Annotated in this window: 17 protein-coding genes; 9 read left to right on the top strand and 8 right to left on the bottom strand. The window is 51.2% G+C overall.

Translation table 11 applies throughout. The features are described 5' to 3' along the window. Positions 1–92 precede the first annotated feature (92 nt). Positions 93–2,006 carry a methyl-accepting chemotaxis protein gene (locus tag BZG13_RS00660; RefSeq protein ID WP_077484268.1) on the top strand — a complete coding sequence of 638 codons (1,914 nt, stop codon included), beginning with the start codon at positions 93–95 and terminating at the stop codon, positions 2,004–2,006. A gap of 133 nt (positions 2,007–2,139) precedes the next feature. On the opposite strand, the gene lpdA is transcribed toward BZG13_RS00660, so the two are convergent. The 7 genes from lpdA to BZG13_RS00625 form a co-directional block, all read right to left on the bottom strand. Beyond that, the gene (gene lpdA / locus BZG13_RS00655; RefSeq protein WP_077456501.1) at positions 2,140–3,564 is read right to left on the bottom strand and encodes a dihydrolipoyl dehydrogenase; all 1,425 of its coding nucleotides are present in this window, start codon (positions 3,562–3,564) and stop codon (positions 2,140–2,142) included. A gap of 186 nt (positions 3,565–3,750) precedes the next feature. After that, the gene (aceF, locus tag BZG13_RS00650) at positions 3,751–5,631 is read right to left on the bottom strand and encodes a pyruvate dehydrogenase complex dihydrolipoyllysine-residue acetyltransferase (RefSeq protein ID WP_077484266.1); all 1,881 of its coding nucleotides are present in this window, start codon (positions 5,629–5,631) and stop codon (positions 3,751–3,753) included. Between the two features lie 12 nt (positions 5,632–5,643). Continuing rightward, complete coding sequence (gene aceE / locus BZG13_RS00645; protein WP_077484264.1) at positions 5,644–8,310, bottom strand: pyruvate dehydrogenase (acetyl-transferring), homodimeric type; 2,667 nt, start codon at positions 8,308–8,310, stop codon at positions 5,644–5,646. Between the two features lie 71 nt (positions 8,311–8,381). Further along, complete coding sequence (pdhR, locus tag BZG13_RS00640; protein ID WP_077484262.1) at positions 8,382–9,173, bottom strand: pyruvate dehydrogenase complex transcriptional repressor PdhR; 792 nt, start codon at positions 9,171–9,173, stop codon at positions 8,382–8,384. A 238-nt stretch (positions 9,174–9,411) separates the two neighbouring features. Continuing rightward, a complete protein-coding gene (gene ampD / locus BZG13_RS00635) occupies positions 9,412–9,960 on the bottom strand; it encodes a 1,6-anhydro-N-acetylmuramyl-L-alanine amidase AmpD (protein WP_069363368.1) in 549 nt (182 codons plus the stop codon). A gap of 24 nt (positions 9,961–9,984) precedes the next feature. Then, positions 9,985–11,289: a diguanylate cyclase domain-containing protein gene (locus tag BZG13_RS00630; protein WP_077484260.1), complete on the bottom strand. Its 1,305-nt coding sequence runs from the start codon at positions 11,287–11,289 to the stop codon at positions 9,985–9,987. Beyond that, on the bottom strand, positions 11,286–12,281 hold the full coding sequence (locus BZG13_RS00625; protein WP_077484258.1) for an ABC transporter substrate-binding protein: 996 nt from the start codon (positions 12,279–12,281) through the stop codon (positions 11,286–11,288). The genes BZG13_RS00630 and BZG13_RS00625 overlap by 4 nt, the downstream gene beginning before the upstream one ends. Before the next feature lie 163 nt (positions 12,282–12,444). On the opposite strand from BZG13_RS00625, the gene nadC reads away from it, so the two are divergent. From nadC to yacG, 8 genes are all read left to right on the top strand, one after another. Then, complete coding sequence (gene nadC, locus BZG13_RS00620) at positions 12,445–13,347, top strand: carboxylating nicotinate-nucleotide diphosphorylase (protein ID WP_077484495.1); 903 nt, start codon at positions 12,445–12,447, stop codon at positions 13,345–13,347. A 245-nt stretch (positions 13,348–13,592) separates the two neighbouring features. After that, complete coding sequence (locus BZG13_RS00615; RefSeq protein WP_077484256.1) at positions 13,593–14,042, top strand: pilin; 450 nt, start codon at positions 13,593–13,595, stop codon at positions 14,040–14,042. Positions 14,043–14,112: 70 nt separating this feature from the next. After that, a complete protein-coding gene (pilB, locus tag BZG13_RS00610; RefSeq protein WP_077484254.1) occupies positions 14,113–15,795 on the top strand; it encodes a type IV-A pilus assembly ATPase PilB in 1,683 nt (560 codons plus the stop codon). Between the two features lie 9 nt (positions 15,796–15,804). Next, positions 15,805–17,019 carry a type II secretion system F family protein gene (locus BZG13_RS00605; RefSeq protein WP_077484252.1) on the top strand — a complete coding sequence of 405 codons (1,215 nt, stop codon included), beginning with the start codon at positions 15,805–15,807 and terminating at the stop codon, positions 17,017–17,019. 64 nt (positions 17,020–17,083) lie between these two features. Next, on the top strand, positions 17,084–17,953 hold the full coding sequence (locus tag BZG13_RS00600; protein WP_077484250.1) for a prepilin peptidase: 870 nt from the start codon (positions 17,084–17,086) through the stop codon (positions 17,951–17,953). Beyond that, entirely contained in the window at positions 17,953–18,567 is a 615-nt protein-coding gene (gene coaE / locus BZG13_RS00595; RefSeq protein WP_077484248.1) for a dephospho-CoA kinase, read from the top strand. The genes BZG13_RS00600 and coaE overlap by 1 nt, the downstream gene beginning before the upstream one ends. Before the next feature lie 23 nt (positions 18,568–18,590). Beyond that, positions 18,591–19,331 (top strand): cell division protein ZapD, encoded by a 741-nt coding sequence (zapD, locus tag BZG13_RS00590; protein WP_077456479.1) that lies wholly within the window; start codon positions 18,591–18,593, stop codon positions 19,329–19,331. A 10-nt stretch (positions 19,332–19,341) separates the two neighbouring features. Continuing rightward, positions 19,342–19,542 carry a DNA gyrase inhibitor YacG gene (gene yacG, locus BZG13_RS00585; protein WP_069363361.1) on the top strand — a complete coding sequence of 67 codons (201 nt, stop codon included), beginning with the start codon at positions 19,342–19,344 and terminating at the stop codon, positions 19,540–19,542. 42 nt (positions 19,543–19,584) lie between these two features. Here the strand turns inward: yacG and mutT are convergent, their stop codons facing one another. After that, positions 19,585–19,980, bottom strand: coding sequence for an 8-oxo-dGTP diphosphatase MutT (gene mutT / locus BZG13_RS00580; protein WP_069363360.1), 396 nt, complete (start codon positions 19,978–19,980; stop codon positions 19,585–19,587). Between the last annotated feature and the right edge of the window lie 34 nt (positions 19,981–20,014).

The raw sequence follows: 20,014 nt of genomic DNA, 5'->3' as shown, positions 1-20,014 counted from the left end.
ATCTGCTAACTTAGATGTTAGTGCCATAAACATCATCACATTTTTGTCACGCTAACCTATCGTCTGTTAATAGACCCAATAGAGAGAAGGGCATGAAGCTAAAGCAACTCACGATCAAACAAAAACTCGTGTTGGCATTTGTCTCCGCGGTGATCGCCTCCACCGCCATCATCAGTTATATGAGCTTAAGCCAAGCACGCGACATCATGGAAAAGCGCCTGTTAGAAAACGAGCTTCCCACCACCCTCACCCAGTTTAGAGATACCATTGATAGTGAGGTAAACCAGCTACAATCGGCCGCACGTCAGCTGGCTTCTAACCCGGTGATGCTAGATATCATCAACCAAGATATTACGTCTGCAGAAGAAACCCGCGTGATCAAACAGCTCAACGTATTACGTGAGCAATACGATTTGAATGATGCCTCCATTGCCAACCGCAACACCGGGCAGTATTGGAATCAGAACGGATTTTTACGGGTGTTAACGCGTGAAAAAGACAGTTGGTTTTACAACTTCCTCGACAGTGGCAATGCCACCATGGCCCAGGTATTCCAAGAGGATAATGGCGAGCTCAAACTGTTCGTCAACTTTCAACAGCTTAACGGTAAAGGATTAGCCGGTTTTTCACGCTCGTTGGAGGACATGACCCGCTTTTTGAATCAATTTAAAATTGAACAATCGGGTTTTGTCTTCTTGGTCAACGCTGACGGCCTAGTGCAACTGCACCGCGACACCAATCTAATGGGTGAGCAAACCTTAAGCGATATTTATGGTGGGCAAGCGCGCAGCTTGCTGCAAAAAGGCGATTTTAACCTCTTCGACACCCGTATTAATGGTGAAGAAGTCCTGCTCGCATCCAGTTATGTGCCCTCCATGGATTGGTTTGTTATCGCCGATGTCCCTGCCGAAGAGGTTTACGCGCCTCTCAATGAAACGCGCAATCAGATCCTGATGGTATCGGTCGTCGTCGGTCTCATTTTTATCGTCGTTGCCGTCTGGCTTGCCGCAACCATTACCAAGCCGATCCAATACGTGGCCAATGTGTTCCGTGAAATTGGTGAAGGTGAAGGGGATCTGCGCCAACGCGTGGATATCAACAGCCAAGATGAGATTGGTCAACTTGCCTCTGGCTTTAATAGCTTTGTGGAGAAAATCCATCGTTTAGTCTCAGACGTTGCCCGCACCGGTGGTGAGTTGCGTAGTGCGGCCGAGCAAGTGTCATCACAAGCTGGCGCCACCCAATCACAAAGCGAGTATCAGCGAGATCGCACCGTGCAAGTGGTGACCGCCATCAATGAAATGGGGGCGACCGTTAATGAGATTGCAGGCAATGCCGCCAGTGCTGCCAGTGCCGCCAACCAAGCCTCTGATGATGCAGCGAGTGGTCAAGGTGTGGTGACCCAAGCACGAGATACCATCGCTCGCCTGGCTGATGACATGGAGAATATGTCGAAAGTGATCAGCGCCTTGGCTGAAAACACCGATTCGATTGGCGGTATTTTGGATGTGATCCGCGGTATCTCTGAGCAAACCAACTTGCTGGCGCTGAATGCGGCGATTGAAGCAGCGCGAGCTGGCGAGCAAGGACGTGGCTTTGCAGTTGTCGCCGATGAAGTACGCAGCTTGGCCAGTCGCACCTCTGACTCCACCGACGAAATCCAGACTATGATTGACCGCCTGCAGCAAGAAGCGCGCAACGCGGTAGATGCCATGGAACAAAGCCGCACCATGACCGCCGAAGGGGTCAATGCTTCCGATGAGGCGTCACAATCGCTCAATGCAATCAACGAGCAGATTGTACAAATCTCGGACATGAACACTCAGGTGGCCACCGCGACTGAAGAGCAGTCCACCGTGGTCAACGATATTAACCAAAATATCGAAGAGATTAACCACAGCTCACAGCAAACCGCTGATACCGCCAACACCATGGCAGAAGCGAGTGAGTCACTGCGCGATCTTTCCCAACGTCTTGATACCTTGGTTGGGAGCTTTAAGCTTTAAACCATTCCGATGCTACCGACTGACGCACGAAGCGGGCCTTGGCCCGCTTTTTTTGTTCAGGACCCACAGGGGTTCACAGACATAAAAAAGCCCCGCATAGCGGGGCTGAGTCAGAAAAATATAAACGCGTGGTTTATTTCTTTTTCTTCGCTTTCGGGTTAGGCATATCTGTGATTGAGCCTTCAAACACTTCTGCAGCCAAACCAACCGATTCGTGCAAGGTTGGGTGAGCATGAACCGTCAGCGCGACATCTTCGGCATCACAACCCATCTCGATAGCAAGACCAATTTCACCCAGCAGCTCACCGCCGTTGGTACCCACGACAGCACCACCGATCACACGGTGCGTATCTTTATCGAAGATCATCTTGGTCAGACCGTCCGAGCAATCAGACGCAATCGCACGACCTGAAGCGGCCCATGGGAAGGTTGCTACTTCGTAGTTAATGCCTTCTTCTTTACACTCTTTCTCAGTTTTACCGACCCACGCCACTTCTGGCTCAGTGTACGCAATCGATGGGATCACTTTTGGATCGAAGTAATGCTTCTTACCTGAGATAACCTCTGCGGCCACATGGCCTTCGTGTACACCTTTGTGCGCCAACATAGGCTGACCCACGATGTCACCGATCGCATAGATGTGCGGCACGTTGGTACGCATCTGCTTATCAACATTGATAAAGCCGCGATCGTCAACTTCAACGCCAGCTTGGCCCGCATCAAGCAGTTTGCCATTCGGGCTACGGCCGATGGCAACCAAAACAGCGTCATAGCGAACAGGCTCTGCTGGGGCTTTTTTACCTTCCATGGTGACGTAGATGCCATCTTCTTTGGCTTCTACCGCGGTCACCTTGGTTTCCAGCATGAGGTTCATCTTCTTGCTGATGCGCTTGGTAAAGACTTTGATCACGTCTTTATCTGCCGCAGGGATCACCTGATCGCACATTTCGACCACATCAACCTGTGAGCCGAGTGCATGGTAGACGGTGCCCATCTCTAGGCCGATGATACCGCCACCCATTAGCAGCATTTTTTCAGGCACTTCTTTGAGCTCAAGGGCGTCGGTGGAGTCCCAAATGCGTGGGTCATCATGCGGAATAAATGGCAGCTCGATAGGACGAGAGCCGGCCGCGATGATGGCATTATCAAAGTTGATAGTAGTGCTTTCTTCCCCTTCGACTAACAGGGTGTTGGCGCCAGTGAAACGGCCTGTGCCATTGACGACTGTCACTTTACGCTGCTTGGCCATACCGCCTAAGCCACCCGTCAGTTGGCCAATGACCTTATCTTTCCAAGAGCGGATCTTGTCGATATCGGTTTGTGGCTCACCGAATACCACGCCGTGCTCGGCCATGGCTTTGGCTTCTTCAATCACTTTGGCAACGTGAAGTAGGGCTTTAGATGGGATACAGCCGACGTTTAGACACACACCGCCAAGGTTGTTGTAACGTTCAACCAATACGGTTTCCAAACCTAGGTCGGCACAGCGGAAAGCGGCGGAGTATCCAGCAGGACCAGCGCCAAGGACGACGACTTGCGCTTTGATTTCTTTACTCATTCTGACCTCGTTATAGTCTTATTCCCTGACAGGCTAAGAGCGGTAATTTTTTTATTGTTGTGGGTATCTGGGAGCCACAGTTTACAGCCATGTTAATGGGCTGAAAAATAAAAACCCATAGCCTGTGAGCTGCACAACAATTCCCGACCGACCTTTGACCGGCCAGTCGGGTTGTTGGTATTGCGATTAGAGTACCAAACGGCGAATATCAGACAGTAGGCCGTTGAGGTAGCTAATAAAGCGCGCACCCTCGGCACCGTCAATCACACGGTGGTCGTAAGACAGTGACAGCGGCAGCATCAGGCGAGGTTCAAAGTCCTTACCGTTCCATACTGGCTTCATTTCTGACTTAGACACACCCAAGATAGACACTTCTGGCGCATTAACGATTGGCGTAAACGCCGTACCGCCAAGGCCACCTAGGCTAGAGATGGTAAAGCAACCACCTTGCATATCAGAGGCCGTTAGCTTACCGCCACGGGCTTTCTTCGATACCACCATCAGCTCTTCAGATAGCTCGTGAATGCCTTTCTTATTCACGTCTTTAAAGACAGGCACAACCAGACCATTTGGTGTGTCAACCGCGATACCGATGTTGACATACTTCTTCATGATCAGGCTTTCACCGTCTTCAGACAGTGACGCGTTGAATGAAGGGAAAGCTTCCAGCGCTTTAGCAGCCGCTTTCATGATGAACACCAATGGGGTGATCTTCATGCCTGACTCTTTCTTCTTCTCGATCGCGTTTTGCTCTTTACGGAACGCTTCCACTTCAGTGATATCAGCGTTATCCCACTGCGTCACGTGCGGGATCATCACCCAGTTACGTGCCAGGTTCGCCCCTGAGATCTTCTTGATGCGAGACAGTGGTTTTTCTTCTGTTTCACCGAATTTGCTGAAGTCCACTTTCGGCCAAGGGAGCAGGCCAAGTGCACTGCCGTCGCCAGAGCCAGACGCGGCGCCAGATTCAAGACGCTTAAGCGCCTCTTTCACATAGCCTTGTACGTCTTCTTTCAGTACACGTCCTTTACGACCGGTGCCTTTGACTTTCGCCAAGTTAACACCGAATTCACGCGCGAGACGACGAACAACAGGTGACGCATGGGCGTATTCTTTGTTTTCAACAAACTCGTCTTTACCGGCGTCGGCTTTAGCTGCTGCAGGTGCTTCCGCTTTTGGTGCGGGTGCAGATTTTGCCTCTGCAGCAGGTGCAGGTGCCGCTGCTGGTGCCGCAGGTGCACTACCCGCCACCTCGAACACCATGATGTGCGAGCCGGTAGACACTTTATCGCCCGCGGCGATTTTGATTTCTTTCACTGTACCCGCAAACGGTGCCGGCACTTCCATTGACGCTTTGTCGCCTTCAACGGTGATCAAAGATTGCTCTTCTTCAACCGTATCGCCTACAGCGACCATGATGTCAGTCACTTCGACTTCATCACCGCCAATGTCAGGAACGTTGACGTCTTTTGATTCTGACGCAGCAGGGGCCGCAGGTGCAGCTTGGGCAGGTGCCTCGGCAGGGGCACTGCTGCCGACTTCAAACATCATGATCAAAGAGCCAGTTGAGACCTTGTCACCTGAAGCAATTTTGATCTCTTTAACAGTGCCCGCAAACGGTGCCGGCACTTCCATTGACGCTTTGTCGCCTTCAACGGTGATCAATGATTGCTCTTCGTCGACGCTGTCGCCTACCGCCACCATGATGTCGGTCACTTCAACTTCGTCACCGCCGATATCAGGCACGTGCACTTCTTTGATTTCTAATGCAGCCGCTGGTGCTGCAGCAGGGGCGGCGGGAGCCGCCTCTTCCGCAGGAGCGCTTGATGCGGCACCTTCCGCTTCAAAGATCATCATCAAAGAGCCGGTGGTGACTTTGTCACCCTCGGCAATTTTAATTTCCTTGACCACACCCGCTTGTGATGCAGGGACTTCCATGGATGCTTTATCACCCTCAACGGTGATTAACGACTGCTCTTCTTCAACCTTGTCACCCACGCTGACAAGGATCTCAGTCACTTCTACTTCATCCGCACCGATGTCAGGTACATTAATCTCGATTGACATTATTTCAGCCTCTTACGCGAACAGCGGGTTTACTTTGTTGGTATCGATGTCGAATTTCTTGATCGCTTCTGCGACCACTTTCTTGTCAACATCGCCACGCTTAGCCAGCTCATTAAGTGCCGCTACAACCACATAGCCTGCGTTCACTTCAAAGTGACGACGAAGGTTTTCACGGCTGTCTGAACGGCCAAAGCCGTCAGTGCCCAGTACTTTGTAAGATTCAGCTGGGACAAACGCACGAACTTGGTCAGCATAGTTCTTCATGTAGTCAGTCGCAGCAATCGCTGGCTCTGTGCCCATCACGGTTTGGATATAAGGCACTTTGCTTTCTGCATCTGGGTTCAGCATGTTGAAACGATCGACATCTTGACCGTCACGTGCCAGCTCGTTGAACGAGGTCACGCTGTAAACGTCAGACGCCACACCGAACTCATCGCTAAGCAGTTTCGCCGCTTTACGCACTTCGGTCATGATGGTGCCAGAGCCCATTAGCTGGACTTTCGCTTTATCGCCCGTGTAGGTTTCCAACTTGTAGATACCTTTACGGATACCTTCTTCCGCGCCCTCAGGCATGGCTGGCTGATGATAGTTTTCGTTCATCAGCGTCAGATAGTAATAGATGTTTTCTTGGTCAGGACCGTACATGCGACGGATACCGTCTTGCATGATCACCGCCACTTCGTACGCGAAGGTTGGGTCGTAAGAAACACAGTTAGGTACCGTGCTTGCCAAAATATGGCTGTGACCGTCTTCGTGTTGTAGACCTTCACCGTTCAAGGTAGTACGACCGGCAGTCGCACCCAATAGGAAACCACGCGCTTGCTGGTCACCCGCCATCCACGCCATGTCGCCAACACGTTGGAAGCCGAACATGGAGTAGTAGATGTAGAATGGGATCATGGGCAGATCATTAGTGCTGTAAGAGGTCGCCGCCGCTACCCACGATGACATCGCGCCTAGCTCGTTGATCCCTTCTTGCAGTACTTGGCCGCCTTCTTCTTCTTTGTAGTAAGACACCACACCGCGATCTTCTGGGGTATAAGTCTGACCCTGCGGGTTGTAGATACCTACTTGACGGAACAAGCCTTCCATACCGAATGTACGCGCTTCGTCGGCAATGATTGGCACAATGTTCTTGCCAATGCTCTTGTCTTTCAGCAATACATTCAAAGAACGTACAAATGCCATGGTGGTGGAGATATCACGTTTCTGCTCASACAGTAACGCCGAGAAATCGTCCAGTTTTGGCAATGTCAGTTCTTGCGTAAATTTCGGCAGACGCTGTGGGGTATAACCGTGCAGTGCCTTACGACGTGCGTGCAGGTATTCGTACTCGGCAGAGCCTTCTTCCAACTTCAGGTACTTCAGGTTTTGTACATCGTCGTCAGACAACAAGTCTTGTAGGCCAAGACGATCACGCATCGCGTGAACATGGGTCATGTCCATTTTCTTCACTTGGTGCGCGATGTTTTTCCCTTCAGCCGCTTCACCCATGCCATAACCTTTAACGGTTTTCGCCAAGATCACGGTTGGACGGTCATTGCACTCTTGTGCTGCTTTGAAGGCAGCAAATAATTTAGATGGCTCGTGGCCACCACGCTTAAGTGCAAAGATCTCTTCGTCAGTCATGTCTGCAACCAAGGCGGCTGTTTCTGGATACTTGCCGAAGAAGTGTTCGCGTACGTAAGCGCCATCTTTCGATTTGAACGTCTGGTAATCACCGTCAATGGTTTCATTCATCAACTGCAGCAATTTACCTGAGGTGTCTTTGGCCAACAATTTGTCCCAGCCAGAGCCCCAAACCACTTTGATCACGTTCCAGCCGGCGCCTTTAAAGAGGCCTTCCAGCTCTTGAACGATTTTACCGTTACCCATTACAGGACCATCAAGGCGCTGCAGGTTACAGTTAATCAAGAAGCAGAGGTTATCCAGTTTTTCACGGGCTGCGAATGACAGCGCACCGCGTGACTCTGGCTCATCCATCTCACCGTCACCGAGGAACGCATAAACACGCTGCTCAGAGGTGTCTTTTAGACCACGACCGTTGAGGTATTTGAGGAAACGCGCTTGATAGATAGACGCAAGCGGAGCCAGACCCATAGATACGGTAGGGAACTGCCAGAACTCAGGCATCAGTTTCGGGTGCGGATATGAAGACACCCCTTTGCCATCGACTTCCTGACGGAAGTTGTCGAGCTGCTCTTCGCTCAAGCGGCCTTCAACAAAGGCACGTGAATAGATACCTGGAGAAATATGACCTTGATAATACACCAGGTCGCCACCATCTTTCTCGTTAGGCGCACGGAAGAAGTGGTTAAAGCAGGTTTCATAAAATGCCGCCGAAGACTGGAATGATGCCATGTGGCCACCCAGCTCTAAATCTTTCTTGGACGCACGCAACACGATCATGATTGCGTTCCAACGAATGATAGAACGGATACGGCGTTCCAGATTCACATCACCTGGGTAAGCAGGTTCTTGATCAGCAGGAATGGTATTTACATAGTTGGTGGTCACGCCCGTTGGCATGTCAACACCGTCCAAACGTGCTTGCCCTAATACTTGCTCCAGAAGGAACTGGGCACGTTCTACACCTTCTTCACGAACGACTGACTCAAGAGCTTGCAACCACTCTTGTGTTTCAAGTGCGTCCACGTCATGTTTCATGACTTCAGACATGGCGATCTATCCTTTCGTTGATTGACTCGTACAAAACAAACGTTGTCGCAGCTGCAGTGCCCTTCGCGTTTCTATCGGTGCGAATAAGGCGACTCCAACTCGTCCTTGCGTTGTTGAATTCGACGTAGAGACCGTTCGCGACGGCTTTCTTCTCGACCAAGATCCAACAGAGTTTCCTCAATGTAAGCCAAGTGCGCATGCGACGCTTGCCTGGCTTTTTCTGGTTCACCAGCGGTAATCGCATCCACTATCTCAGCTCGGTGTCGGCTGACGTTTTCCACCGTCTCTTGACGGCGATAAAGTAGCTCAAAATTTTGCAAAATATTCTGTTCCAGTAACGGCGCGAGACTGCGCATGATGTGAAGTAACACCACATTATGCGCCGCTTCCGTTACGGCAACGAGATACTGCATCACAGCCGAGGCTTCTGCCTCTAAGTCCCCATTTTGTTGTGCTTGACGAATGGCGTCATGACAGTCTTCAATGCGAGAAAAATCCTCTTCTGTTCCCCGTAATGCGGCAAAATAAGAAGAAATACCCTCTAAAGCATGCCGTGACTCCAATAAGTCAAGCTGGGTTTCTGGATGGTCCGCCAATAACTCTAGCAATGGCTCAGAGAAGCGTTGCCAAAGGCGTTCACTGACAAAGGTGCCGCCACCTTGCTTGCGCGTCAGTAGCTTTTTGACTTCAAGCCGTTGAATCGCTTCGCGCACTGACGGGCGAGACACATCAAATTGCGTCGCTAACTCTCGTTCAGGCGGTAACGTCTGGCCTGGAGACAAGGTCCCTTCCAGAATTAAGCCCTCGAGCTCTTTTTCAATTACATCCGAGAGTTTAGGTTGACGAATTCGCTGATATGCCATTGTATTTATTGACCATCTGCCCTCCCAAGCTTGGCGCTTAGCTGCAGAAACTGACTGATTGTAAATTGGTAAGACCAATTACTTTATTGATCCCTAAAGTTACCAGACAGCGGGTATTCTGTCCACCTGAACTTTGATTGACATCATGGAAACCTGTGTATTTTTAGCCTGACAGCCATGAATACCCCGCCCCCTTTAAATTGGTCAGACCATTTAATTCAGTCAATGCAATAGGCATCTAAATCAGTGCGTGTAACTTTTTCCAGTCAAACGCTACCCCAGGATCCGTTTTACGGCCTGGGGCAATATGTTGGTGTCCTGTGATTCGATCACGAGTAATGGCTGGGTAGGACTGCATCAGCGTCTGCGTGATCGCCGCTAACGATTGGTACTGCTGATCGGTGTATGGATGTGTGTCTGTGCCCTCTAGCTCAATACCGATAGAAAAATCGTTACATTGCTGCCGACCGTCAAAACACGAAGCGCCAGCATGCCATGCACGCGCACTGAATGGTACAAACTGGATCACACTTCCATCTCGTCGGATCAGTAGGTGGGCGGAGACGCGAAGCGATGCGATCTCGGCAAAGTAAGGATGTGCCGAGGGGTCGAGATGCCCCTGAAAAAACTGCTCAATATAGGGACCGTCGAACTGACCGGGCGGCAGACTGATGTTGTGGATCACCAGCAAGGAGATATCCTTGCTATCTGGGCGTTGGTTATGATGAGGAGACAGACAAGCGCGCGCGCCTACTAACCAATGATTGTCAATCTGTGAAAAAGACATATCCGATCCACGTGAGCAAAATCGCTACTTTATCTGGTCAGTCGGAAGATTGGAATACAAGCAACAACGCGCTTCAGGGTGATTTTTGGCGTAATACATGGCGGCATCGGCTTGATTCATCATTTGCTGTAGCTCGAGCCCATCCGTGGGGAAGCAACTTACGCCGATGCTAATGGTCAGTGACAAGGAGGTATCGGCAACCTGTATTGGCGCGTGTATTTCTTCTTGGATACGGGTGATCACTTCATTCAACGCCGATTTATTCGCTAATAAGTCCAGCCAGACAATGAACTCATCTCCCCCCAAGCGGCCAACCAAATCAGAGCGACGCACGCATTGTTTCAAGCGATGACCGACCACTTTGAGAAGCTCATCACCGACCCCATGTCCGTAGGTGTCATTGACTTGCTTAAAATCATTTAAATCAATGAATAATAACGCCGCATTGGTTTGGGCGCGATTGGCCCGCATCACCGCCACCTCCACATGTGATTGAAACGCACGTCGGTTAAAGAGGCCCGTCAACTCATCGCGCTCAGCCAGGAATTTGAGTTGATGCTGCTGCTCACGAAGCTGTTGCGTTTGCCGTGCGACTTCTTCGCTCAACTGCTTTTTGTCCACCATGGTGTGGCTTAGCGCACGTTTCATCTCGTTGACATGATCAGCCAATTCAGTCAGCTCATCTTTATCAGTCAAGGTTAACTCAGTGGTTAAATCACCTTGCTTTATTTGTGTAATCGTCGAATGCAATGCTTTTAGACGGTGCGTTAACCGCCGCCGCAAGCTGGTCACAAACATAGTTACCAACAAGGCTAACACCACCAGTACGCCGCCATGTACCACCAGCAGGGTTTTCTGTTGCTGCCCCGACTGGTGCATGACCTGCTGCCGTACCGAAAAGGCCGTTTCACTCATCGCCTGTAGCAACACATTGAAACGTGAGAACAGCATCAAACGCCCTTCATCCACGGAAGGGGCAACGCTTAACTGCCCGGCTGTTACTGACAGTAGGCGGTCAATACTGTTTGCCGCGAGCCGGATTGACTGCGCGGACTGCGGCGGTAACGCAAGTTCATCGCTGTCTAACTGCGCACGCAATGCATGGGTTGACTGATTCACATCTTGGCGCGTTTGCGCACTGGGATATTGACGATACAACCATAGACGGCCACGCAGGCTATCAATCTGAGAGTGTACCGCCATGATGCTGTCTAACCGTGACTGAATTTGATTTTGTTTATAAAAAAGTTCAACCGTAATTAACAGCGTAATAAAGGTGAGCGCCGTACAGGCATACACAACTATACTGAGCTGCTGACCGATCTTCATTCTAATAAACTCACTTTTTGCGTGGCCTCAACCAAGGGGCCCGGGTTGAGTATATGGCGGAATGACGGCGTGCTCCCTTCCACTAAACCCGCTTCTTGCGCCCATCGCGCTTGGTTTTTTAACCGCAGTAGTAACGAATCATTCAATGAAAGGCGGAATAAGTAATCTTGCCATAGCCAGCTGAGTTTATCGTCTGACATGTCAAGATACGCGGAGACCTGTACTTTAGCCCGCTCTGGATGTTGATGAATAAAGTTCACCGCGTCATCTAGCGCACTGACAACCTGTTGCATGTCCTGGTGCTGCTTGTTGACTAACAAGCGATCACTGACTAACAGAAAAGAGAGGCTGTGCAGACCTTTACTATCAAGCGAATGCACCGGCTGGTTGGACTGCTTGAGGAGCTGATAGCCGTAGGGCTCCCATATGGCTATCACATCCACCTTCTCGTCGAGAAGCGCTTTGGGCAGTGCTTCGGGAGGATAGCCAACTTTTTCCACCCGCTCTCTCGGAATGTCGTGCAATTGCAGCAAGGAGTCAAAGAAATACTCACTGGCACTCGACGCAACAATGCCCACGCGTGCATTGTCGAGCGCGTGCGCCAACGAGCCGCTAATCTCACGGTCAATAGACCAGAGTTTGACATCGTTATCTGACTCGACAAAGCTGGTTAGCACATTAAAATCATCGCGCTCAAAACTGTTAAACATCACCACCGTCTCTGAGGTAGTCGCTAAGTCCACCTCTCCTGACATTAAGGTTTGAAAACTCTTTACCCCGCCATGGACAGGCTTAAGCGTCATCGCAATACCATGCTTTTTAAATAGTCCCTGCTCTTTAGCCACAATAATCGGGGCAGACAGGGGGGTGAGCGAAACCGCAATAGCCAGTGATSATAATGGTTCGGACACAGGCTGCCTGAGTTGCTGCCACGTACGGAACCCAATAAACGCAATCGCTATCATGGCCACCAGGGCTAACCCTCGCTTCATCGCATCCCCTCTTTGACTGTTCCTGCCCAAAGTGTAGACAATTTAAAAGACAGACTATGATCAAAAAGGTAGACGAACGCAGGGAAACGAGAGAGAAAAGCTGCATTTCGTTATCACCAGCGTTATCATTCGACCACTTTTTTGATGACCGCGGTAAGCCATGATGACATCGACCCCTTTTCATGCTGTCCATGACAGCGAGCGCCGCCTGGCCTATCTCACCTCTCACCTCCGCGCCGACGTGACCCGCGCGGTGACCGACGCACTGCGAGAAGATCTGGGTGGCGACATCGACCCCAGCAAAGACATCACCGCTAGCCTGATCCCGGCCGATTCGGTATCCACCGCGACACTGATCACCCGAGAAGATGGCGTTTTCTGTGGCCGTGCCTATGCGGATGAAGTTTTTCATCAACTCGGTGGCGACGTCACCTTGACGTGGCATGTTGCCGATGGCGACGCCATCACCGCTAATCAATCGCTGTGTACCTTACAAGGTCCCTCGCGTGTTTTGTTGACCGGTGAACGCAATGCGATGAACTTTATCCAGACCTTGTCAGGCTGCGCCAGTAAAACGGCAACCTATGTGGCAGCGCTCAACGGCACCCACACCAAATTGCTCGACACGCGTAAGACCATCCCGGGACTGCGCAGTGCACTCAAATATGCTGTCGCTTGTGGCGGCGGACACAATCATCGTATTGGTGTGTTTGATGCGTATTTGATCAAAGAGAATCATATTCTCGCCTGTGGCGGGATTGCCAATGCGGTGCAAGAGGCTCGTCGTCTGAATCCAGATAAACCGGTGGAAGTAGAGACAGAAAATCTGGATGAGCTAAAACAAGCCATTGAGGCCGGCGCCGACATTGTGATGCTGGATAACTTTAGCGTGCCGATGATGCGTGAAGCGGTGGCGTTAAACCAAAATAAAGTGGCGCTAGAAGTCTCGGGGAACGTCACGCTCGAGACATTGGCAGAATACGCCGCCACCGGAGTGGATTATATTTCCGTGGGCGCGCTTACCAAGCACGTGACTGCGCTCGATTTATCCATGCGTTTTCACTAACACGTACGCTCACTCAGCGTCGACCAGGCCGCCCACGATGGGCGGCCTTTTTATCACTCTTTCGTGACAAAAATTTTGTGGTGAGTCGAACACTACCTTAGAAAAAAATACTGTTACATCCAGCTTTTATCCTTCAGTCTCAAACTCATCTCTCCCCTCTTTTTTGCGCCACGCTCACAAGCGTAAAGTCGCTGCACTCGCGGCCACCGCGTTGGCGGCCGACCATCATTAAGAGGAGATATAGGATGCAAAAGCAACAAGGGTTTAGTTTGATTGAGTTACTGGTGGTATTAGGCATTATCGGCGCCCTGACTGCCATCGCCATTCCTCAATACCAAAAGTATCAAGATAAAGCCAAAGTCACTGCCGCGATTGCCACATTAACCAATATGCGCTCCGTGGTAGAAGCAGAAATTATGGAAGAGGGCGCGTTCCCAAAAGACGACAAAGAAAAAAAAGAAAAACTTGGAATTCCTGAAGATATAACACTTACAGGCGACGGTGAGGCTGCGCATGGCTCCATGACATTAAAGATTAAGAGCCTTCCAAAAAGTGCGGATATTAGCTCGGATAAGCTAGTCACATTGCAGCGTAAAGAAAGTGGGGGATGGAGCTGTAAACAACCTCTTGAAGAAGAGGTTAACAACTGCAAAAGTTCGGTTACAGGCAATGGCAATGGCAATGGCAATGGCTAAGTCTAACTGATCAATCCGCAACCTAGCACACACTTGTGCTAGGTTTTATATGCATTGAAAAGCGTTATTTATGATCCCAACCGCTCAGTTGTATCAAGCCGGTTTATTGACCGATGCCCAGCGCCATGCGTTGGGCATTGGCGATGGCACACCGCTTAGCGTCTCCCGTTTACTCGATGCCGGGGTTGACCCCACCGCGCTCGCTCACACCCTCGCGAGTCAGCATCACCTGCCTTTTTCGGAAAGCCATCAGTATCCGTTTAAAGACACCTGTTATGCCCTAGATAGGCGCGATTTGATTCAGCGCCATCAAGTGTTGCCGCTTGCTCAGCAAGGCCAAGAGCTACTGCTCGGCGTCAGTGACCCAGATAACACAGAGGCGGTCGCCGACTTTCGCTTTTCTACTGGGCTCAATGTCCGGTTAGTGGTACTCAGTCAGCCGGATTTGAATGCCGCTTTACGCCACTTATACGGGGCAGATATCGATGGCACCGGCGATGGCATCACCATCAGTGATCAAGACTTAGCAGCCCTGACCGTCACCGATAGCCCACAAGAAGACAGCGCTGAGCTACAAAGCGATCAGGCGCCGATCAGTCGTTATATTCAACAGATCTTGGTGGATGCGGTGCGTAAAAACGCCTCCGACGTACATTTCGAGCCCTTTGAGCATCACTACCAAATTCGCTTTCGCCAAGACGGTTTATTGCACACCTATGCCCACCCTCCTGCGGGAGTCTCGCGGCGGCTGTCGACTCGACTCAAAATCTTGGCCCAACTCAATATTGCCGAACGACGGTTACCACAAGACGGGCGCATTAAGCTGACCCTCACTGCCGATCACACCGTCGATATGCGCGTATCCACCTTACCGACCGTTTGGGGCGAGAAGGTGGTGGTTCGCTTGTTGAATAATTGCCAGCAGCAACTGACGCTACATGATTTAGGCTTAACCGAGTGGCAGCGCCAGCACTATCAAGACGCATTGGATAGACCGCAAGGGATGGTTTTGTTTACCGGCCCAACGGGAAGCGGCAAAACCGTCTCTTTGTATAGTGGGCTTAGGTATCTCAACCAGCCGCAGCGTAATATTGCCACCGTCGAAGATCCGGTTGAGATCCAGCTAGAAGGCATCAATCAAGTAAATGTTAATCCTAGCATCGGTTTAGATTTCGCCACCGCACTCCGTGCCTTTTTGCGCCAAGATCCCGATGTGGTGATGGTGGGAGAAATACGCGATCTCGACACCGCTGAAATCGGGATCAAGGCCGCGCAAACCGGTCATCTGGTGTTATCAACGCTGCATACCAATTCGGCGGCCGAAAGCATCACCCGTTTATCCCACATGGGCATTGCCCCCTACAATCTTGCCAGCTCACTGACCTTGGTGGTGGCTCAGCGTTTGGTACGCCGTTTATGCCCTGTTTGTAAACAGCCGCACCCGTCTGATGACCCACGCCTTCAGTACTTAGCCAACCTCTATCCAAGCTTAACCCCAAGCACGCTCTACCAAGCTAATCCCCACGGCTGTTACCAGTGCTATCAGGGTTATCAAGGGCGGACTGGGGTGTACGAAGTGCTTCCTGTGACCGAGACCATTGCCAGCGCCATTTACCGAAATGCCAGCGCGGTGGCACTCACTCAACTGGCCACCGAAGAAGGTATGTGGCGATTGGCCGAGTCTGGGGTTGCCAAACTCAACCAAGGGATCACCAGCATCCAAGAGCTTACCCGCGTTATTCAGCTTGCCTAAGGAGTCTGCATGGCCAAATCCACCCTGTTTATCTTTCATTGGCGTCAAGCCGCCGCCCGTGGTGAAAAAAAAGGCCAGGTGTTCGCCTATACAGAGCGAGACGCACGCCAAGAGCTCGCGAACCAATCTATCGTCCCCAGCCGCCTCATACGCCGTCGGCTATCGAGCTTTCAGCAGCGCCGTCATAAAGCCAAGGCAGCGGATATCACCCTGTTTTCACGCGATCTCACCACCTTGCTTGAGTCTGGGATCCCTATCTTACAAGCCCTGAACCTCATGGCGCTCAATCAAGTCAAAGCCGAAATGCGCTTGCTGGTGCGTCATATTCGCCAGCAACTGGAGGCGGGAACCAATTTGAGTGAGGCGCTAGCGCACGCGAGCCCCTTGTTTGATCGCTTTTATTGCGATTTGGTCGCAACGGGTGAGCAAACCGGGCAACTGCCGGAGATTTTTGCTCGCTTAACCCTATACCGTGAAAAGCAGGCGTTACTTCGCAGTAAAGTCATCAAAGCCATGATTTATCCCAGCATCGTGGTCAGCGTGGCCTTGGGCGTCAGTGCCTATCTGCTGGTGTTCGTGATCCCGAAGTTTAAACGTATTTTTGATTCCTTCGGGGCCGATTTGCCTTGGCTGACCCAACAAGTGCTCGCCTTATCCGACATCGTGAGCCAGCACGCATTGACCATTACGCTGGTCGTGGCGGGTCTTGCCGCCGCGCACCAGTTGCTACAGCGTAAAAACGCGACCTACCAATATCACTATCATCGCTGGCTACTCCGGCTGCCCGTCATTGGTGAAGTGGTGAGCAAAGCCTGCATCGCCAAGTTTTCTCGCACCTTAGCCACCACGTTTAGTGCCGGTATTCCGTTACTCTCTGGCTTACAAGCCGCGGCGAAATCCATGACCAACGCGTATTATGTCCACGCACTCAAGGCGGTGTATCAGCACACGGCCACTGGTATTCCGCTTTATCAAGCCTTGCGTGACAGTAACAGCTTCCCCGTGATGGTGACGCAAATGGTGATGATTGGCGAAGAGTCGGGGTCGCTCGATAATATGCTCAACCGCATCGCACAAATCTATGAAGCCGAAGTCGACAACACCGTAGACAACCTCGGTAAAATCATCGAGCCCCTGTTAATTTTAGTACTCGGGCTATTGATTGGCGGCTTAGTGGTGGCCATGTACTTACCCATTTTCAATCTGATGTCTGTTCTTGGCTAGCCAAGATAGAGTCTGACACCGCAAGGCGCTATGATGCGCACAAGGTTAATGCCCAGAAGGTCCCATGTTGATATTCTCATCACCGTTATTCATTTTTTTTGCTGGCTTATTTGGTCTGATTATCGGTAGCTTTTTAAATGTGGTCATCGCACGCGTGCCCATTATGATGGAACGCCGTTGGCGTCAAGAATGCTTGGCGACGTTTCCCGATGCTGACATTGACGCGCCTGATGCGCAGCGCTTTGATTTGTGTTTTCCCGCCTCACACTGCCCAAAGTGCCAGCAGCCGATTGCCTGGTACGATAATATTCCTTTGCTCAGTTGGCTGGTGTTAAAAGGCCGCTGCCGTCAGTGTGGCACGGCGATCAGTCCACGCTACCCACTGGTCGAGGTCACCAGCGCTATTGTCTGTGTGTTACCGGCATGGCTTATTTCCTCACCGGCATGGGCCATCGCGGTGATGGCGGCCAGTCTCACCTTGCTGGCGCTGACCCTCATTGATTGGGAAACCTTGTTACTGCCCGACCAACTCACCTTACCCTTAATGTGGGCCGGAATCGGCCTCGCCCTCAGCGGCATCAGTCCCGTCACACTCAGTGAGAGTGTCATTGGCGCCATGGTTGGTTATCTGAGCCTGTGGAGCCTCTTTTGGGCATTCAAGCTCACCACTGGCAAAGAAGGCATGGGCTATGGTGATTTTAAACTGTTTGCTGCTCTGGGCGCTTGGGTCGGTTGGCAAGCTTTGCCGCTACTGATTTTATTCGCCTCACTCAGTGGCGCTATTGTTGGAGGATTATTGCTTCGCCAACAACAAAAGAGCCTGCAGCACGCGTTTGCCTTTGGCCCCTTTATTGCCGTCGCAGGTTGGCTAAGTCTGCTTTGGGGCGATAGCCTGTTACACTGGTATCTTTCACACATTCTAGGAGTGCGCTAATGACCGTTGTGGTCGGGTTAACCGGAGGGATTGGCAGTGGTAAAACCACGGTTGCCAATCGTTTTGCCGCCAAGGGCATTGATATCATTGATGCCGATGTGATCGCTCGTGAGGCGGTTGCGCCCGGTAGTGACGGTCTGGCCGCGATTGTCGCGCGTTTTGGCACACCAGCATTAAACCCAGATGGCAGCCTAGATCGTGCCTGGCTTCGTGAGCGGGTGTTTAGTCATCCAGACGACAAGCAATGGCTCGATAACCTGCTTCACCCCATGATCCGCCAACGCATGATCCAAGCCTGTGCGCAGGCCAGTTCAGCGTATTGTTTGCTTGTGGTGCCCTTGTTAGTAGAGAATAACCTGACGTCATTGGCGCAACGAGTGCTGGTCGTCGATGTGGACGAGCAAACACAAATCGCGCGCACGCTCGCCCGTGATCACGTGAGTGAACAACAAGTTCACGCGATTTTGGCCGCACAAGCCAGTCGCTCTCAACGCCTCGCCGTCGCCGATGATGTGATCGATAATACGCAAACCGAAGCGGAACTTGATCGACAAGTTGATGCCTTACATCACACGTATTTAACCTTGGCAACCCAGGCAAACGCCGACCCATAGTCGGACAGGACAGCTAAACGCTTATGACCAGCCTCACTTTGTATGAACACCCACTCAATGAACAGGTGCGAATTTACTTGCGCCTGGAGTACCTGCTCTCTCAACTGGACGAAGTGAGCGGGCTTTCCGCACCCTGTCATCATATTCAATTTTTCCGCAGCCTGTTTGATCTACTGGAGATTTTAGATCAAGTGCAAGTAAAAGCGGATCTCGCCAAGGATTTGGACAAACTCAAGAAAAAACTCAAAGCCTGGACTGACGTGCCCCAGGTTGATCAGGCACAGCTCAACCAGTTGCTCGATCAACTCGCCGCGCACCAGCGCGCGGTATTACAGGCAAAACGCTTCGGCCAAGCGTTAAAAGAAGACCGTTTTTTAACCAGTATTAAGCAGCGCTTTTCGATTCCAGGGGGGAGCTGTAGCTTTGATCTCCCCAATTTCCACTACTGGCTCCATCAACCACTGGCCGCACGGCAAAGTGCGATTCAGACCTGGATGGAAACCCTGGCACCATTACGTCACGCTTTGGCGTTCTGGCTGCAACTCACACGTGAAAGCGCACATGGCGGTACCGCGACGATTCAACAAGGTTTCTACCAACAAGAAGCGGATGGCGCCTGCTTAATTCGGCTTAAGATATCCCCTGATCTCGGGGTTTATCCGTTAGTATCTGGGCACAAAAACCGCTTCGCGATCCGCTTTATGCCATTTGACGACGATCACGAGGTCGCCGACAATATGTCTGTTCATATCAGTGTTTGTTAAGGAGATCCACGTGAGTGATGCCCCTACCGTTGTCAAATGTCCAACATGCCAACAGCCTGTGGTTTGGGGAGAAGTTAGCCCGCATCGTCCATTTTGCAGCAAACGCTGTCAGTTGATTGATTTGGGCGAATGGGCCAGTGAAGAAAAAGCCATCCCCGGGGCCCCTGACCTTTCGGATGATGACCTCTGGTCAGAAGGGCAGCACGAGTAAACGTCCTGCCCTATTCCCTGTTCTACGATACTTTTCTCGCGCTCAGAATCGAGCGCGAATTTTTTCTAATACCGCATCGTTGGCGTCGGGAAACGGATAATGATCCAATTCGGCAATCGGTGCCCAAACGCCCTCTTGTCCTTCACAGCCTTGCGGCTCGCCCTCAAAGTCAGAGACCAAGAAAAAATCCAAACTTAATGCTTTGTCGGGAAAGTCAAAGTCTAACGATATAAAGGGGCTGACCGCTTTTGCCGTAATCCCAACTTCTTCGTTTAATTCTCGCAGCAATGCGCGTTGCGGGGTTTCACTCCCTTCAATTTTTCCGCCCGGAAATTCCCACTTTCCCCCTTGATGGGCGTGAGCATGACGGCGAGTGATAAAGACTTTGTCTTGTGTCGGATTAACAATAATGCCAGCGGCAATACTTACCCGTTTCATAGTCTCTCCTGATAATAAAAAAAGGCCGATAAAC

Origin of the sequence: Salinivibrio sp. ML323 (assembly GCF_001995745.1) — a bacterium.
GTDB classification, from domain to species: domain Bacteria; phylum Pseudomonadota; class Gammaproteobacteria; order Enterobacterales; family Vibrionaceae; genus Salinivibrio; species Salinivibrio kushneri.
Note: the sequence above shows the minus strand (reverse complement) of the source record. Positions and strands in the feature narration are given on the sequence as shown.

What these genes read in the sequence shown, in the direction of transcription:
- coaE (WP_077484248.1), top strand. Translation starts at nt 17,953, where the DNA reads ATGACCGTTGTGGTCGGGTTAACCGGAGGGATTGGCAGTGGTAAAACC.
- aceF (WP_077484266.1), bottom strand. Translation starts at nt 5,631, where the DNA reads ATGTCAATCGAGATTAATGTACCTGACATCGGTGCGGATGAAGTAGAA.
- BZG13_RS00605 (WP_077484252.1), top strand. Translation starts at nt 15,805, where the DNA reads ATGGCCAAATCCACCCTGTTTATCTTTCATTGGCGTCAAGCCGCCGCC.
- BZG13_RS00600 (WP_077484250.1), top strand. Translation starts at nt 17,084, where the DNA reads ATGTTGATATTCTCATCACCGTTATTCATTTTTTTTGCTGGCTTATTT.
- zapD (WP_077456479.1), top strand. Translation starts at nt 18,591, where the DNA reads ATGACCAGCCTCACTTTGTATGAACACCCACTCAATGAACAGGTGCGA.
- lpdA (WP_077456501.1), bottom strand. Translation starts at nt 3,564, where the DNA reads ATGAGTAAAGAAATCAAAGCGCAAGTCGTCGTCCTTGGCGCTGGTCCT.
- pdhR (WP_077484262.1), bottom strand. Translation starts at nt 9,173, where the DNA reads ATGGCATATCAGCGAATTCGTCAACCTAAACTCTCGGATGTAATTGAA.
- BZG13_RS00630 (WP_077484260.1), bottom strand. Translation starts at nt 11,289, where the DNA reads ATGAAGATCGGTCAGCAGCTCAGTATAGTTGTGTATGCCTGTACGGCG.
- BZG13_RS00660 (WP_077484268.1), top strand. Translation starts at nt 93, where the DNA reads ATGAAGCTAAAGCAACTCACGATCAAACAAAAACTCGTGTTGGCATTT.
- mutT (WP_069363360.1), bottom strand. Translation starts at nt 19,980, where the DNA reads ATGAAACGGGTAAGTATTGCCGCTGGCATTATTGTTAATCCGACACAA.
- pilB (WP_077484254.1), top strand. Translation starts at nt 14,113, where the DNA reads ATGATCCCAACCGCTCAGTTGTATCAAGCCGGTTTATTGACCGATGCC.
- nadC (WP_077484495.1), top strand. Translation starts at nt 12,445, where the DNA reads ATGACATCGACCCCTTTTCATGCTGTCCATGACAGCGAGCGCCGCCTG.
- BZG13_RS00615 (WP_077484256.1), top strand. Translation starts at nt 13,593, where the DNA reads ATGCAAAAGCAACAAGGGTTTAGTTTGATTGAGTTACTGGTGGTATTA.
- ampD (WP_069363368.1), bottom strand. Translation starts at nt 9,960, where the DNA reads ATGTCTTTTTCACAGATTGACAATCATTGGTTAGTAGGCGCGCGCGCT.